This is a genomic window from Rhizobium sp. UBA1881, from assembly GCF_002338015.1.
Lineage (GTDB): Bacteria > Pseudomonadota > Alphaproteobacteria > Rhizobiales > Rhizobiaceae > Rhizobium.
Genome location: NZ_DDHH01000146.1, coordinates 1,339 through 2,112, shown reverse-complemented (window position 1 = coordinate 2,112; position 774 = coordinate 1,339). Strand labels below are relative to the sequence as shown.

General features: G+C 58.5%; 2 protein-coding genes and 1 pseudogene. All 3 read right to left on the bottom strand.

Features of this window, described 5'->3' with window-relative positions; translation table 11 throughout:
• Positions 1–209, bottom strand: a pseudogene (locus B3605_RS17610) (hypothetical protein); the annotation flags it as partial.
• Positions 210–316: 107 nt separating this feature from the next.
• Positions 317–442, bottom strand: coding sequence for a type B 50S ribosomal protein L36 (gene ykgO / locus B3605_RS17605; RefSeq protein ID WP_003566454.1), 126 nt, complete (start codon positions 440–442; stop codon positions 317–319).
• 177 nt (positions 443–619) lie between these two features.
• Positions 620–772, bottom strand: a complete 153-nt coding sequence (locus B3605_RS17600) for a hypothetical protein (protein ID WP_414706980.1) — start codon at positions 770–772, stop codon at positions 620–622.
• Between the last annotated feature and the right edge of the window lie 2 nt (positions 773–774).

The following is a 774-nucleotide window of genomic DNA, read 5'->3' as shown; positions in this document are numbered from 1 at the left end:
TTGTCGGCGTCGCGCTCGCGCTTCAGTGCTGCGAAAAGCTGATCGAGATGTTCTTTGGGCGAGAGGTTCGCGGCCTGCTGCTCGACGATCTTTTCCTTGTCCCGCGCGGGTGCGGGTTCCTGCGCATAGGCAGGCAAGGCAACTGAGAGCAGGGCGAGGGAGAGCGGCAGTGCCGCGCAGGTCGTAGCCAAAAAACGCATGGCGGGCATAATAGCCCGCCAACGCGAAAGATCAAAACACTTTAACGGGATCACAAAAGGACCCTTCCGGACAGGCTCAGGCGCGCAAGCGCTGCCGAGCCATCCGGCCAGCCAAATCAGCCCTGACGAGCCTTGAAGCGTGGGTTCAGCTTGTTGATGATGTAGATGCGGCCCTTGCGGCGAACCAGGCGGTTGTCACGGTGACGAGCCTTGAGCGACTTGAGCGAATTCTTGATCTTCATTGTTTTGATCCGCGATGTTGGGGGGAATTCACATTCGCCCGTATCTATTACATTCAAAAGCGCGCTCAGGGCGCGCTCTTCAGGTTGGGCGTGCAGATAACCCGGCCTCTTGTCTGTGTCAACCACGTGAAGGTGTTTTTCCCGTGGCGGTGGCCGGTTTTGTCCGGGAAAAACCCCTTATTTCCCCGCCCGTGCGCTGGCAAGTGTGGTGACGTGACCCATCTTGCGGCCGGGTCTCGATTCCGTCTTTCCATAGAGGTGAACCAGCGTGTCGCGCCGCTTCAGCCAGTCCGGAAGATCAAGGATATCGTCGCCGATCAGGTTCTGCATCA